Raw genomic sequence first — 13338 nt, forward strand, 5'->3', positions numbered from 1 at the left:
CCGAGCCGGAATGCCCGCATCTCGCCCCGATCCGGCGCGCATCCTCCTCGATGTCATGTGTGGCGGCCTCGTCTCGTACCTGCGGATGTGTAACTACGACACCGCGTACGCTGGTGAGCGCGGACTCGAGGCCGACGACGATCTCCTCGCCGTCGCTCGAAACGAGGACCGGACGCTCGTCACTCGAGACGTCGCCCTCGCGAACCGTGCCGACGAGTCGATCCTGCTCGAATCCCGAGCCGTCGACGAGCAACTCGCCGAACTCGACGCCGCGGGACTCGACCTCGCGCTGGCGGCCGATCCCGGCATCTGTGGTCGATGTAACGGTCCGCTCGAACCCGTCGAGCGGGCTGCGTCGACGCCGGAGTACGCGCCCGAGCCGTCGGCAGTCGACGTGTGGCGCTGTCGCGACTGCGGCCAGCACTTCTGGCGCGGGAGCCACTGGGACCGGGTCGCGGAGACGCTCTCGAGGGTCCGCAGTTAGTAGACGGCGACGTCGTCGAACCGGCCGTCGTAGGCGATATGGTGGGGATGGGTCGGCTCCGTCCCCGAAAGGAAAAGGCGATCGATCTTCTTCCAGGTATTCTCGTAGACGAGGTGGCCGAGTTCCGCGGCCGTCGTCGCCCACCGATCGAGGCCGTTGTCGTAGACGACGCGGCGGGCGATCCCGTCCTCGAGTGCGGCGCAGAACTCGGCCTCGCTCTCGATGGCCGCGTCGAAGGCGGTGTGGGCGACGCCGACGGAGCGCGGAAGGTGAGCATAGGAGGAGGTAAACGGCGGCACAGAGAGCGCGTCGGCGAGTTCGCGTGCACGTCGGTTGTCCGGCGGAAAGTGCCGCGGGTTGAAAATCTCGACGGCGTCGATCGTGTCCGCGTACGCCCGTAGATCCGCTTCGCTAAGGCTCACGTTCGCGAACTCGGGATGCGGAACGAGCACCGTCGCGTCCTGCCGGTCGAACTCGGCCATCGCCGTCTCGAGCGGAATGAAATCCGGAACGGGCGCTTCGAGCCCGATCGCGAGGACGTGTTTGCGGTCCCACCACGGGCCGGTAAACACCTCGCGGCCGGGGAGTACCAGCAGGTCGTCGTCGGAGTAGGCGGCCGCTCGGTCACGAATTTCCGGGAGGCGGGTGAAGTGGGGTGCGTAGACGATGGCGTCGAGACCGGCCCGTTTGGCCCGTTCGACGACCGTCTCGTCCAGCACCTTCACGTGACAGTCGATTCGGAACGTCACTCCATCGGTCACGATCACTACTTCCGGGACAGCCGGGTTATGAATTCTGATTCGAGGACCGCCCGAGGGCGTCCCCGCTCGCGTCGTCGATCCGGCCGACGGGACCGTGATCGAGCGGACCGACCAACCGGTTCGCGCTTGCACCGAGAACGCCGTGTTCCGAACGCGTCCGCGCTACATCACGCCCGCGTGAACGCGCCGTCCGAGCGGTTTCTGAGGGGTGGTTTCTGGTCGGGGGCGTCGCTGCGAAAGGATCATTAGGGGGGCCGTTCGAGTGTCCGTAACGAATGGCCTGGGAATGTGGGATCGACGGCTGTGGTGCAGTCTTCGAGGACGTCGAGTCGGCCGTCGTCCATCAGGCGACGAAACACCAGCGTCGTGAGTGTAAGGTCTGTGGGACCGTCGTCCCCGATGGCTACCTCGCGATTCGACACGCCTTCACCGAACACAGCCGCGCCGAGTACGTTCGCGCCTACGGTGCCAGTTCCGAGGCTGTCAGGGAGCGCGAAGAACTGCTCGAGGAGATCGAGTCGGAAGCGGACATGCAAGCGATCGCGACGGAACTGAAGCGGTAGCGGTTCGCTCGGTCGTCGGGTCCGCTTTCGGGACGGCGAGAGCGGGTCGGCACTGTCGTCGCCGGGAACGGACGACCGAGTGATCGCCGCCTCAGTAGTTGTTGACGATCGCCGACACGCAGCCGGTCTCTTTGCGGTAGGCGGAGTGATCGGAGACCGCATCGCTCACGTCGATATCGTCGTAATTAGCTGGCGTAGCGTCGTCGCTGGACCCGCCGTCGCAGTCCGCCGGGCCGCTCCCCAGTTTGGCGAGGCCGTCGTTCGTCGAGTAGTAGTTGTGAACCGCGCCGGCCGACATCCGGATGGCATCGGCGAAGGGGCCGTTTTCGCAGGGCGCATCGGACGCCTCGAACGAGCCGATGCTGTCCGCCGTCGCGACCGTGAACGCCCCGTCGATGGCCGCAAGCGTTTCCAACTGGAGGATGCCGCCCATCGAGTGTCCGAGAATACGGATCGTCGTCGACGGGTTCGCGTCGGTGTAGTCCCCCAGCCACGTAGCGAACAGGTCGCCGGTGTCCCTGGCGCTTTGTATCGCCGATGTCGGCAGCCCGCTGTCGTCCCAGGTAACCGCTGTGACGGCTTCGTCGTAGCCGACTGCTCTCGCCGTCTCCCGAAACGTCGCGGCCCGCTCGACGCTGTCCGACGAACTCGTATACCCGTGGATCTTGAACACGACCTCGGCTACGTCCTGGGGCGCATCGGTGACGTCGGGGACGCCGTCCCGAAAGTCGAGTTCCGCGATCCCGTCGGTGTCGGCGGCAACCGATCCCGACGCGATGCTCACGCCGGCGCTCGCGACGATCGTCGCCGCCGCCGATCCGAGAAGCCGCCGTCTCGAGACGCGAGCCGTCGAATCACTGTTCGCTGCGGTCGAATTCGTATGTTCGTTCGCTGGCATTGGATACCGTTCGCGTATCTGCTGCGAACGAACTATCTTTCGACACGTATTGTAATAATTTTTACCTGTATTGTGCTATATTGACAGACGTATGCGAACGGTCGAACCGGACTTTCGATTCGTGCGGACTCGAGAGCGCTGCGAAACGCGCTGCCACGGAGCGGTGGTTGCGGCAAACGAGTCGAGAAGAGACACCCACTGAGTCGTCGGGGCCGATCCGCGATGGAACGGATCGGGTTGGTGGCTGGCGAACTACCGTTCGTCGGAATCGAGCACGCGAATCTGGTCGCCCCGCACCGTCACGGGAATCGGAACCGTCGCCTCGTACAGTTCGACCGTCACCTGGTCTTTGCCCTCGTCGATCCGTTGGACCTGCGCTTTCTCACCTTTGAACGGACCGGCGATGAGTTCGACGATGTCGCCCTCGGCGATCCCTTCGACGTCCGGCTTCGGCGAGAGGAAGTGTTCGACCTCGGAAATGTCCGACTCGCCGGGGACGATACTCCGCGCGTGCGGAATGTCCTCGAGAACGCGATTGAGGACCGCGTCGCCTTCGGCCTCGACCATGACGTAGGAGGTCAGCGAGTCGGGCGCGAGTGCGGCGTGGATCTCCGACTCCTCGCGGTTGATGATCATGTCCGCGACGGTCCGCTCCTGGCTCGCCGTCGTTTTGACAGCGAAGATACCCATTAGACGCCACCACCGGGCAGGAGCAGCATGATCGCGCCGATGAGGAATCCCATAAGGCCGACCAGCAGGATACCCGCCCCGGCGATTTTCGATACCTGGAGGAACTCCTCAGTAGAGGGTGTCGTCGCCATCTTCAGCACTCGAACGTACGAGGTGAGGTCGTACGGAACGTCCATATATGTCTATTCACAGCGCGGCGTCTTTTATCTGTCTTTCGTGTCCGTGCAGAGCACGGCCGTTACGCGACCGATCACGACGGCGCGTAGACGCCGGCGCTCCCGTGTTCGGGCCGAGTACAGATAGACCGGCCCCACCCGCGGCTTGCCTCTCGATGCCCCCGTCACGGCTCCAGCGGCGGCCGCTCGCCCGGACGGCCCGGAATCGGCGTCCGCGGCAGTTCCGCCGCCGGCCGCTCGGCGAGCGTCAGTTCGACCGATTGCCGGTCGCCGTCGCGGACGACCTCGAGTTCGATCGTGTCGCCCGGCGAGGTCTCGAGGGCGAGATACGACGAGAGCTGCTCCTGCGTCGGTATCTCCGTGCCGTCGATGGCGACGATCACGTCGCCGCTGCCCGGCTGACCGGTCCGACCCGGCTCGAGGACGCCATCCGCGGGCGAGTTCGGCACGACCTCCATGACGAGTACGCCGGTGGCTTCCTCGAGCCCGATCTCGTCGGCGATCGCCGGGCCGACCGGTTGGACCCCGATCCCCATGTACGGGTGCTCGTACGTGCCGTCCTCGATGAGCGAGGGAACGACCCGGTTCGCCAGCACCGCGGCGATCGCGAAGCCGATCGTCTGGCCGGCCCCGGCGAAGACGACGCCGAGCACCTCCCCCTCGAGGCTCACCAGCGGGCCGCCGCTGTTACCGGGATTGATCGGTGCGTCGGTCTGAATCGCGGCCGGAATCGAGAAGCCGGTGGGGCTGGGGAGCGATCTGTCGATTCCGCTGACGATCCCCTGTGAAACCGATGCGTCGAGTCCGAGCGGATTACCGATTGCGAGCGCTTCCTGTCCGATGACGGGTTTGGACTCGAGGAACGAGAGCCCGGTCGCGATGTCGGGCATGTCCTCGACGCGGAGGACGGCGAGGTCGCTGTAAATGTCGGTGCCGACGATCGACGCGGCGCGCCACTCCTCGTTGCTGAACTGGACTTCGATCCCGTCGTCGCTCGCACTCGCGACGACGTGGTTGTTCGTCACGAGATGCTGATCGTCGATGACGAATCCGGAACCGAGTCCGCCACTACCGCCGCCCGGAGCACTGCCCGTCCCGGAGACGGTGACGAGGACGACGGAGTCGATGCTGTTGCGATACGTTTCCGTGTATGGGCTGTCGATATCGTTTCCATCGCCCGCCGTGGCGTTCGAGTCGGCGGTTTCGTTCTGAACGGTGCCGGCCCCGGTGCCGCCGAGACCGAACGCCGCCACGGCTCCGGTCGCTCCGACCGCGCCGAGTATCCGTCTGCGAGTACGCTGATCTGGGTCTGGCGTCACGCCCATCTTCCACCCCAACGAGGGGTATAAAACGGCCGCCAGCACCAGCAGTTGGTCGTCTCACGGACTCGCGGGAGGCGAACGGGTCCGCCGCGTCGGCGTTCGATTACTCGCTACGCGCCGCCTCGACCGCGTCGACGAACGACGCTGCGGTCTCTCGAACGCGATCCATGTCGCCGTCATCGACGGCCGCGTCGTCGATGATGGCACCGCCGGCACCGACGGCCGCCGCGCCGGCGTCGAAGAAGTCAGCGACGTTGTCCCGTGAGACGCCGCCCGTCGGAACGATGTCGATGTCACCCAGCGGCCCGGAGAGTGCGCCGATGTGATCCGGCCCGACCGTCGATGCGGGGAACAGCTTGAGGAGGTCCGCGCCGGCCTCCATCGCGGTCACGGCCTCCGTCGGCGTCATGACGCCGGGCGCGACGAGGACGCCGTGTCGGTTACACGTCCGCACCACCGCCGGTTCGACGTGTGGCGAGACGACGAACGACGCGCCCGCGTCGATCACGGACTGTGCGGTCGCCGCGTCGAGGACGGTCCCCGCGCCGACGACTGCGTCGGTATCCTCGAGTTCCCGGTCGACGGCCGCGATCCGCTCGACGGCACGCGTCCCGTCGGCCGTGATCTCGAGCACATCGACCCCGGCGTCGTGGATCGCCCGGGCGACCGGAACGATTTGTTCCTCGTCGATACCGCGGAGGACCGCGATGACGCCGCCATCAACGATTCGGTCCCTAACCGTCTCGGTCTCGGTCATTCGTCTGCCCCTCCCATGGTGGCCGCTGTCCGGTGCTCGATCGCCGGCCGCATCCCAGTGAGATGGTTCATCGTATCACGACATGCGCGTCCCGTCGACAAGAGATTTACTCATAGCCGAAGTAAGCGCCCGCCGATGGCGTTCGCTCTTCGGCCGGGAAGCGGTTCGACACAGCATACGCCGCCGAACACCGCCGAACTCGGCTCGGTGGGCCCGACGACGCTCACGCTTCGTCGAACAACTCCTCGCCGTCGACCATGTGCTCCTCGACGACATCCATGTCGAGCGTGACGCCTAATCCGGGCTCCTCGGGGATCTCGATGTACCCGCCCTCGATGACGTCCTCCTCGACGAGATCCGCCCACCAGCCGAGTTCGTAGGAGTGGTACTCCACGGCCAGCGAGTTCGAAATCGCCGCGCCGACGTGGGCGCTGGCGACCGTCGCGACCGGCGAGGCGACGTTATGCATCGCGACCGGGACGTAGTACATGTCCGCCAGATCGGCGATCTTGCGTGTCTCGCGCATGCCGCCGACCTTGGGCATGTCCGGCGCGATCATGTCGACCGCCTGTTCCTCGAGCAGGCGGCGCTGGCCGTGTTTCCGGTAGACGTTCTCGCCGACGGTGATCGGCGTCGATGTCGACTGCGTGACTTCGCGCTGTACGTCGTGGTTCTCCGGCGGCACGGGGTCCTCGAGCCACCAGACGTCGTACTCCTCGAGTCGCTTCGCGAGACGCTTCGCGCTGCCGCCGGAGAACGTCCAGTGACAGTCGAAGGCGACGTCCGCGCGGTCGCCGACGCGCTCGGTGACTTTCTCGACGATCTCGGCCTTGTGTTCGATCTCGGGGTTCCGGAGGTGACGGTTCGCACGGTCCTTCTCGTGACCGCTCGGCACGTCGAGGTCGAACTTCAGGGCGTCGTAGCCCAGTTCTTCGACCACGCGCTCCGCCTCGTCGGCGCAGGCCTCGGGATCGGCTTCCGCCTCGGTGTGGCAGTCACAGTACACCCGCATCTCGTCGCGGTACTTGCCGCCCAGGAGCTGATAGGCCGGCACTCCAAGGATCTTGCCGGCCAGATCGTGTAAGGCGACCTCGATGCCCGAGATCGCGGTGACAGTGACGCCGCCGATCGAGCCTTCGCCGGACATCTTCTGGACGAGATGCTCGGTCAGCCGGTCGATGTCCAGCGGGTTTTCGCCGACGAGAAACGGCGTCATGCGCTCGATCAGTTCCGGGACGCCGGCACCCCAGTAGGCTTCGCCGGTGCCGACGGGTCCCGCGTCGGTGTAGACCCGCACGAGCGTCCACGGGAAGTTGCCGTCGACCATCGTCGTCTGGATATCGGTGATCTCGACGTCCCGACCGCCGCCGCGCTCGCGCGAGACCCCCATCGTCTCGCTCGAGAGGTCCCGCATCGTGTACTCGGCGTTCGGGTCGTGTAGCTGTGAGTAATCGACTCCCATGGATGGAAATTCACTCCGAAGGTAGTAATAGTTTATACCTTCTCCGGACCGATCCCGGTTGCTTACAATAGGGGGGGTCGAGAGCAATGAATCCACTGCTTGCGACGGGTTCGTCGCTCTCCCGAGAGACACCCACCGACTGCGGCCGCCGTTACGGCCGCTCGAGTTCGGCAGCGACGTCCTCGAGAGCGACATCCAGCGCTGCCGTCGCGGCGAACGCGGCCCGTTTCTCCGCCGTTCGTCGCGCGATCGCCTGCGGACCGACGGCGAGTTCGATCCGGGTCACGTCTTCGGTGGGTGTCGAACTGCCGAATACCGTGACGGGACCGATCTCGCGGGTATTTCGGACGTGAGTGCCGCCACAGGCCGACACGTCCCACGGGGTCGCCGCGCCGTTCGCACCGGCGAGACGGGACCCGCTTCGCCGGTCGTTCTCGCCCTCGATCGTGACGAGTCGGACCCGCTTGCCCTCGACCGCGGCGTCCGCCCCGGCGTCGAGCGCCACCTCCTCACGATCTCGCGCCCGCGAGAGCGGCACGTCGTCCCACGACACCGGCCGGGACTCCCAGACCACGCGGTTGACCGCCTCGTCGAGTTCGACCAATCGCTCGTCGTCGACTGTCGCCGTCGTCTCGAGGTCGACGTGAACCGTCTCCGTGCCGATCTCGAGGCCGGCATCGGTCGCGTCCTCGAACAGTCGCCGCGCCGCCCCGACGAGAACGTGACTGGCGGTGTGGGCTCGCATAAAGTACATCCGAAAGGACCAGTCGACCGAACAGAGCACGCGGTGGCCCGGTCGAACTGACGGCTCCTCGGCCAGTACGTGCACCTGCTCCCCGTCGACGAACCGGACGTCCGCGACCGTGATCCCGCCGATCGTCCCCCGATCCGCCGGCTGTCCCCCGCTCGCGCCGTAGAAGTGACTGCGCTCGAGTCGGACCCGTCGACCGTCGATCGACGTCACTTCGGTCTCGAATCGCGTCGCGTACGGCTCCGTCGCCGCCCGTTGGCCGGTCATTGCCGTTGATTCCGTCGGCAGTGAATAAAAGTCTGCTCGCCGAGACCGGCACCGACGGAGCGCGGTCGGTTACTCCGCGAGGGTCACGTCCAGTCGATCTTCGAGGGCGTCGATCAGGCCACCGCCGACCCCGGCCTGCGTCGCGCGTCCCTGTTCGATCGCGAGGACGTCTTTCGTCGGCGCGTCGAGTTCGTCGGCGAGTTCCTCCCGCTGGAGGCCCGCGTCCCGGCGTGCCTCGACGAGCGCCTCGCCGTAATCCGAGACGAGATACGGCAGCGGGTCGTCGTCGTAGTTGGTCCCTTCGCTTTCCCAGTGTTCGGAGTCGCCGTCCCAGACCGGGTTCGCTTTCGCGACGTTCTGGGCCGCCTTCTGCTTGCGGCTCGGTTCGTCGTCGGAAGGCGACGCGCGGTCGCTTCGATCCCGGGTTCGATCCTCGCCACGTGTCTCGGAATCGTCGTGTGGCGCGCAGTCCGGACAGACCTCGAGCTCGGCTCCCGCGACCGATGCGAGCGTCAGCGAATCGCTCTCGGCACCGCAGAGTTCGCAGTTCGTCCCGCCGCCGCTACCGGACGAACCGGTCGAGTATTTGGCCATGCGAGCGTTTGGCATCTGTCGCATTTCAACTGTTCGGTACCGTGTGTGTTCGCGGGGCGTCGACTCGGAACACGGGCCCGAGACCCCTCGACGGAAGCGGTTCGGAGTCACCGACCGAGCCGTTTCATGATCGTCACCCGCAGCGGGAGCCACAGGCCGCCGACCAGCGGGAGGCCCACGAACGCGACCAGATCGACCGGAAGCGACGTATAGCCGGCCGTGACGGCACCGAAGCCGGCGAGCGGCGCGAAGACGGGGAGCACGTAGAGATAGGACGGCGTCCAGCCCCGTCCGCGTCTGGTGTGGCGGACGACGACGCCGAACAGCAACGGCATAAGCACCGCACCGGCCAGCAACGGGCCGCCGACGAGCGTCGCTGCCACCGTGAGGGCGAGGGCGACGACGATCGTCTCGTCGATCGTCAGCGGACCCCAGGTGGTCTCTCGACGGCCGACCCGGACGGCGAGCAGCGAAAAGAGCGTGAGCGCGACGAGGCCCGCCAGCGCGCCGTACCACAGCGGTTGCTCGAGCGGCGGCGTCACGAACTCGACGCCTCGAACGAACGCGACCGTCGTCTCGAGCCCGTGGCGACCCTCCGTCAGCACAGTGCCGATCCCGGCCGGATCGGCACCGGTCGCGAGCAGTTCGGTCCAGAGCGATCCGAGCGCGGCCGCGTTCTCGAGACCGAAGTGACCGAGGCCGGCCGCATAAACGAGGACGGAAAGCCAGAGCAGCGGCAGCGAGAAGTTCTGTCGCCGCCACCAGCGCGCGAGCGGGTTCCCGACGCCGGCGTCGGCCTCCGATCCGGAGCCAGCCGTGGACCGGCTGGACCGCCCGGTGTCACCGGCCGTCCCAGCGTTCGGCTCGCGGGTTCGACGGTTCGCGCCCGCACCGGCACCCCCTGACCCCGCTCCGGTTCCGGAAGCGGTCGCGTTCGAGGCGCTGCTCGCAGTACCGGCCGAGGCCGTCGCGGTCCCCGATCCGCTCGAGCCGTTCGTCGCCGACGACCGACCGCCGGTTCTCGATCCGGACGCCGCCGAGCCGGCCGTCGCCGACGCGGTCGACGCCGACGCGGAGGCCGTTTCCGATTCCGAATAGCTCAGTTCCGTGCCGCTCGAGTCGTCGTCACCGTCGTCGTCGCTCTTCCAGACGTCGGGGGAGGGGAGGCCGCTGGTTCGCTTCGCGACGTAGTCCTCGTGGCCGAGTCGGTCGTAGGCCTGTCGTTCGACCGGATCGCCGAGAATATCGTAGGCCGTTTGTACCGCAGTAAACTGCGCCTGTGCGCGATCGTCGTCGTTCAGATCCGGATGGTAGACGCGAACCTGATCGCGATAGGCGTCTTTGATCTCGTCCTGGGAGGCGTCGGGCGGGATCTCGAGAAGGTCGTAAAAATCCTCTGTCATGTAATCAGACGGACGATGTGGTCTGCTGTAGTGATTGTCGGGGTGGGGTTATAATTTCAGCGTTCTTTCCGATTCGGGACGCCGTCTCGCGGCTCGAAGACGGTGGCCGTTCGGCCGGCGACGATGGCCGGCCATCGCTCACCGGAAATCCGCGAGCGCCGACTGTCCGGGCGGCCGATTCCCGCGATCGTCGTCGGGATTTCCATCCGACCCCGAACCGTCGTCGGCGGCGACCGCGTCGGACTCGGTTCCGGTCCCGTCCGCGTCCCGCTCCCAACTCTCGAGGCTCGCCTGATCGGCGGTCGCGAACTCGAGGTTGGCGACCCGGACGCCGAGTTTGCGGACGGGTGCGTCCTCGAACTCGGTGAACAGGTCCCGCGCGATGCGATCGACGAGCGCCGGGTCGTCGACCGGACCCGGTAGCGACCGCTCGCGCGTGTTGACGTCGTAGGGCGGCGTGACGGCCTTGACGCCGATGGTTCGGTACAGCGCGCCTTCCCGTCGAGCACGGTCGGCGACGGCCGCCGCGAGCGTCTCGAGCAGGTCGTACTTCGGGGTCGGCGCTTCGACGGGATCGGCGAACGCCGACTCGCGGGAGAAGCTCTTGGGGTCGCCTTTCGGCTCGACGCGGCGCTCGTCCTCGCCGCGGGCGCGGTCGTACAGTTCCCGGCCGCGTTCCCCGAAGCGGTCGACCAGCGGCCCCGGATCGGCGGNGGCCACGTCGCCCGCCGTCTCGAGGCCCATTTCGCGAAGCGCGCGGGCGGTCACGGGGCCGACGCCGTGAAGCTGGTCGACGGCGAGCGGCGCGAGAAACGCTCGAACATCGCCGGGCTCGACGACGGTGAGTCCGTCGGGCTTGTCGAAATCGCTGGCGATCTTGGCCGTGCTCATCGTCGGTGCGACGCCGACGCTGACGGTGACGCCGACCGCCCGTCGGATGCGGTCCTTGACGTGCCGGGCGAAGCCGTCCGCGACCTCCCAGGCGGTCCGCTCGGTTACGTCGAGGTAGGCCTCGTCGATGCTCACCTCGCGGACGACGTCGGCGCAGTCGTGAAGGATTTCCCGGACGTCGGCCGCGACCGACTCGTAGTACTCCATATCGACGGGCCGGTAGTAGCCGGTTTCCTCGCGCGCCCGCTGACGCTCGCTCGAGTCAGCAGGCGCACGCTGCCCGCCGCCTTCGAGGTCGGGATCATCGATCTCGCCGGTATCGAAGGCCGCGCGTCTCGGGAGTCGCTCGAGGGCCGTCGAAATCGCCTGCGCGCTTTCGACGCCGAACTCGCGGGCCTCGTAGCTGGCGGTGGCGACCGCACCGTTCGTCTCCCCCGCCTCATAACCCATCCCGACGACGAGGGGCTCGCCGCGGAGGTCGGGGTCGCGCAGTCGCTCGCAGGCGGCGTAGAAGCAATCGGCGTCGACGTGGCAGACGATGCGGTCCTCGCGGTCGGGACTCACCCCGTGAGTATAATCGTCCAAAGTCACGTGGATTCACCACGATTCAGCGGGACCCACGGCGGTGTGTCCACTCGCGGCATGCGGAGACACGTTTTAGACCGAACGGCGTTGGGGCTTCGGAATCCAACGACGATGACCGAACTCGAACCCATCACACCACGCGAGGCGTTAGAACTGTACTGTGAAGACATTGACGGGGAGTTATCCCCTAATTCAGTCCGCGCAAAACGCTATCAACTCGGGAAATTTGTAGACTGGTGCGAAGGCGCAGACGCGGACGAAACACGAGTGGAGAACCTTAACGAAATCACGGGACGGGACTTCACTCGGTTCAAGAACTGGCGGAGTGAGGGAATCAATAAGGTAACGTTGCGGACGAACCTTTCCGCCCTACGGTCGTTCATGCGGTTCTGTGTGTCTGTTGATGCTGTCCCCCACGCTGTCCCCGAGAAAATCAACGTCCCAAATCTCGACCGTGGGGAAAACCACAACGACGAACACATTGAGGAATCAGAAGCACAGACGATACTCGACTACCTCAGTCGGTTCGAGTACGCCAGCATGGACCACGTTCTATTCAAACTCCAGTGGACCACTGCTATGCGAATGAGCGGGCTTCACAGTCTCGACGTAGGTGACTTTAACGCGGAGGACGGGACGCTATCCGTCAGTCACCGCCCCGACGAGGGAACCCGCTTGAAGAACCGAGAGGACGGCGAACGCGTCGTCACGCTTGACGCGGAGACAGAGGGCGTCGTCAGGGACTATATTGAATATCAGCGTGTCCGCGTTGAGGACGACTACGGTCGCCGTCCACTGTTCAGTTCAGAGTACGGACGAATGAGTAAACAGAATCTCAATAAGCGTATTTATCGCGTGACAGCGCCATGCTATACGTCACGCGGGTGTCCCGCGGATAGGGACCCGCTTGAGTGCGACCATACGGGAAGTTACGATAACTACGTCACTTGTCCGTACAATACCCGACCCCACGCGATTCGTGGCGGTTCTATCACGTACTGGCTACGGAACGACGTTCCGAAGAAAGCCGTCGGTGATAGGGTGAACGCTTCGATGAAAACACTGGATAGACACTACGACGAGCGGAGTGAGGAGGAGAAGGCGGAACAGCGGAGGGATTTCTTCGACGGGTCAAACTAACTTCGCGCGCCGCCCACGGACTACAGTTCTTTCTACTCGGCTATATCTCGAATCTTGTCTTCCGTTCCTTCTGTGACAAATACCTCGCCGTCGGGACCCGTTTTGTCGGTCCCGTATTCGTTCTGCACGGTGGTTAGGTCCTCCGCAGTCAGTTTATCAGTGTCACCCCAGTAAACTTGATACCCGTCGTCGGTTTCAACGATGGTGAACCGATTATCGTAGTCGTCGCCTTCGAGATATGCGCGGACGGCGTTGACCGCTTCACTTGCGCGCTCATTTTCGGGTGATAAGTGATGAAAGTCAACCATACAGACGCCTCTCAACGGAGGGGGAAATAATCAACGCCCGCCACACTTTGGGGTTTAAGTGGGACCTTTTGCGCTCGTTAGTATAGGGCGCGAGATTTGTCACTGATGACCGCCCATCGTTGTCTTCCATATTTCTGAGGGGCGACTGCTCATAGGTCGGTGGTGTGGGACCCACCGATTTCCTCACACTTTTCAATAATTGCATGTGTTTACCCCCATAGAGTTCCTGGCTGAGCCACTGAGACGGCTGAAAACAGCACCCTCTATTTGATTTATATATCTCTCA

15 protein-coding genes are annotated in these 13338 nt (G+C 65.2%); 3 read left to right on the plus strand and 12 right to left on the minus strand.

Annotation, left to right across the window (positions count from 1 at the left end):
• The first annotated feature begins 10 nt into the window (after positions 1–10).
• A complete protein-coding gene (locus C487_RS04805; protein WP_083864495.1) occupies positions 11–484 on the plus strand; it encodes a Mut7-C RNAse domain-containing protein in 474 nt (157 codons plus the stop codon).
• On the opposite strand, the gene C487_RS04810 is transcribed toward C487_RS04805, so the two are convergent.
• Positions 481–1233, minus strand: coding sequence for a PHP domain-containing protein (locus C487_RS04810; RefSeq protein ID WP_006184561.1), 753 nt, complete (start codon positions 1231–1233; stop codon positions 481–483). The two genes, C487_RS04805 and C487_RS04810, sit on opposite strands and share 4 nt — an antisense overlap.
• A 287-nt stretch (positions 1234–1520) precedes the next feature.
• Between C487_RS04810 and C487_RS04815 the strand changes: the two genes are divergently transcribed.
• A complete protein-coding gene (locus C487_RS04815) occupies positions 1521–1808 on the plus strand; it encodes a DUF7565 family protein (protein ID WP_006184562.1) in 288 nt (95 codons plus the stop codon).
• Between the two features lie 91 nt (positions 1809–1899).
• On the opposite strand, the gene C487_RS04820 is transcribed toward C487_RS04815, so the two are convergent.
• The 10 genes from C487_RS04820 to C487_RS04865 all read right to left on the minus strand — a co-directional run bounded on the left by C487_RS04820 (position 1900) and on the right by C487_RS04865 (position 11583).
• Positions 1900–2706: an alpha/beta hydrolase gene (locus tag C487_RS04820; protein WP_006184563.1), complete on the minus strand. Its 807-nt coding sequence runs from the start codon at positions 2704–2706 to the stop codon at positions 1900–1902.
• A 252-nt stretch (positions 2707–2958) separates the two neighbouring features.
• Positions 2959–3396 carry a transcription elongation factor Spt5 gene (locus C487_RS04825; RefSeq protein WP_006184564.1) on the minus strand — a complete coding sequence of 146 codons (438 nt, stop codon included), beginning with the start codon at positions 3394–3396 and terminating at the stop codon, positions 2959–2961.
• The gene (locus C487_RS04830; protein ID WP_006184565.1) at positions 3396–3572 is read right to left on the minus strand and encodes a protein translocase SEC61 complex subunit gamma; all 177 of its coding nucleotides are present in this window, start codon (positions 3570–3572) and stop codon (positions 3396–3398) included. The genes C487_RS04825 and C487_RS04830 overlap by 1 nt, the downstream gene beginning before the upstream one ends.
• A gap of 164 nt (positions 3573–3736) precedes the next feature.
• Complete coding sequence (locus C487_RS04835; protein WP_006184566.1) at positions 3737–4825, minus strand: S1C family serine protease; 1089 nt, start codon at positions 4823–4825, stop codon at positions 3737–3739.
• Positions 4826–4997: 172 nt separating this feature from the next.
• Entirely contained in the window at positions 4998–5651 is a 654-nt protein-coding gene (locus C487_RS04840) for a bifunctional 4-hydroxy-2-oxoglutarate aldolase/2-dehydro-3-deoxy-phosphogluconate aldolase (protein ID WP_006184567.1), read from the minus strand.
• 223 nt (positions 5652–5874) lie between these two features.
• Positions 5875–7113, minus strand: coding sequence for a mandelate racemase/muconate lactonizing enzyme family protein (locus tag C487_RS04845; RefSeq protein WP_006184568.1), 1239 nt, complete (start codon positions 7111–7113; stop codon positions 5875–5877).
• A 151-nt stretch (positions 7114–7264) separates the two neighbouring features.
• Entirely contained in the window at positions 7265–8131 is an 867-nt protein-coding gene (locus C487_RS04850) for an alanyl-tRNA editing protein (RefSeq protein ID WP_006184569.1), read from the minus strand.
• Positions 8132–8200: 69 nt separating this feature from the next.
• Positions 8201–8725 carry a helix-turn-helix domain-containing protein gene (locus C487_RS04855; protein ID WP_006184570.1) on the minus strand — a complete coding sequence of 175 codons (525 nt, stop codon included), beginning with the start codon at positions 8723–8725 and terminating at the stop codon, positions 8201–8203.
• A 107-nt stretch (positions 8726–8832) separates the two neighbouring features.
• Positions 8833–10128, minus strand: a complete 1296-nt coding sequence (locus C487_RS04860; RefSeq protein WP_006184571.1) for a J domain-containing protein — start codon at positions 10126–10128, stop codon at positions 8833–8835.
• Between the two features lie 138 nt (positions 10129–10266).
• Positions 10267–11583: a DNA polymerase Y family protein gene (locus C487_RS04865; protein ID WP_006184572.1), complete on the minus strand. Its 1317-nt coding sequence runs from the start codon at positions 11581–11583 to the stop codon at positions 10267–10269.
• 132 nt (positions 11584–11715) lie between these two features.
• On the opposite strand from C487_RS04865, the gene C487_RS04870 reads away from it, so the two are divergent.
• A complete protein-coding gene (locus tag C487_RS04870; RefSeq protein WP_006184573.1) occupies positions 11716–12744 on the plus strand; it encodes a tyrosine-type recombinase/integrase in 1029 nt (342 codons plus the stop codon).
• A 32-nt stretch (positions 12745–12776) separates the two neighbouring features.
• On the opposite strand, the gene C487_RS04875 is transcribed toward C487_RS04870, so the two are convergent.
• Entirely contained in the window at positions 12777–13052 is a 276-nt protein-coding gene (locus C487_RS04875; protein WP_006184574.1) for a hypothetical protein, read from the minus strand.
• Between the last annotated feature and the right edge of the window lie 286 nt (positions 13053–13338).

This window comes from Natrinema pallidum DSM 3751 (genome assembly GCF_000337615.1).
Lineage (GTDB): Archaea > Halobacteriota > Halobacteria > Halobacteriales > Natrialbaceae > Natrinema > Natrinema pallidum.

Bases quoted from the DNA above. Each gene is read 5' to 3' on its own strand.
- C487_RS04825 (WP_006184564.1), bottom strand. From the start codon at position 3,396: ATGGGTATCTTCGCTGTCAAAACGACGGCGAGCCAGGAGCGGACCGTC.
- C487_RS04840 (WP_006184567.1), bottom strand. From the start codon at position 5,651: ATGACCGAGACCGAGACGGTTAGGGACCGAATCGTTGATGGCGGCGTC.
- C487_RS04855 (WP_006184570.1), bottom strand. From the start codon at position 8,725: ATGGCCAAATACTCGACCGGTTCGTCCGGTAGCGGCGGCGGGACGAAC.
- C487_RS04850 (WP_006184569.1), bottom strand. From the start codon at position 8,131: ATGACCGGCCAACGGGCGGCGACGGAGCCGTACGCGACGCGATTCGAG.
- C487_RS04830 (WP_006184565.1), bottom strand. From the start codon at position 3,572: ATGGACGTTCCGTACGACCTCACCTCGTACGTTCGAGTGCTGAAGATG.
- C487_RS04875 (WP_006184574.1), bottom strand. From the start codon at position 13,052: ATGGTTGACTTTCATCACTTATCACCCGAAAATGAGCGCGCAAGTGAA.
- C487_RS04820 (WP_006184563.1), bottom strand. From the start codon at position 2,706: ATGCCAGCGAACGAACATACGAATTCGACCGCAGCGAACAGTGATTCG.
- C487_RS04870 (WP_006184573.1), top strand. From the start codon at position 11,716: ATGACCGAACTCGAACCCATCACACCACGCGAGGCGTTAGAACTGTAC.
- C487_RS04860 (WP_006184571.1), bottom strand. From the start codon at position 10,128: ATGACAGAGGATTTTTACGACCTTCTCGAGATCCCGCCCGACGCCTCC.
- C487_RS04805 (WP_083864495.1), top strand. From the start codon at position 11: ATGCCCGCATCTCGCCCCGATCCGGCGCGCATCCTCCTCGATGTCATG.
- C487_RS04845 (WP_006184568.1), bottom strand. From the start codon at position 7,113: ATGGGAGTCGATTACTCACAGCTACACGACCCGAACGCCGAGTACACG.
- C487_RS04815 (WP_006184562.1), top strand. From the start codon at position 1,521: ATGGCCTGGGAATGTGGGATCGACGGCTGTGGTGCAGTCTTCGAGGAC.